Here is a 380-nt window from a genome sequence, read left to right as displayed (position 1 = left end):
GTGGTGATAAGTGGCAGAGGGTGATTGCTAGACGGTGGTTGTCGATAAGAGAACTAAAAATGACTCCTCCGTCTATCAACCCGAGCAATCACACAGCACAGCGGCCCAGGAGGTACACACGCACGCACGCACACGCACACGCACAGATTTTGTCTTGAGGCTTAATACCCAAGTCTTCAAGTATTGGCAATACTGAAAACTAAGGGAAAAAATGCAAACCAACACATACCCTGCGTGAGTTTCAAACCCCATTCTACAATTTCAGACGCAGATAGTCTGTCACTGGACCAACTTGGATCTTCTTGACTGTAAAGGTCATAAATCTGTCCGTTTTTTTTTTTTTTTTTTTTCTTCCCACAAAACAGGAGTAAGTCGGATCG

General features: G+C 44.5%; 1 protein-coding gene. It reads right to left on the bottom strand.

The features are described from left to right. Nucleotides 1–176: 176 nt before the first annotated feature. Nucleotides 177–380 (bottom strand): hypothetical protein (locus IEQ44_RS17135; RefSeq protein ID WP_227487615.1); only part of this gene is annotated, 204 nt, incomplete at its 5' end.

The organism is Nocardioides malaquae (assembly GCF_015070385.1).
GTDB classification, from domain to species: domain Bacteria; phylum Actinomycetota; class Actinomycetes; order Propionibacteriales; family Nocardioidaceae; genus Nocardioides; species Nocardioides malaquae.
Note: the sequence above shows the minus strand (reverse complement) of the source record. Positions and strands in the feature narration are given on the sequence as shown.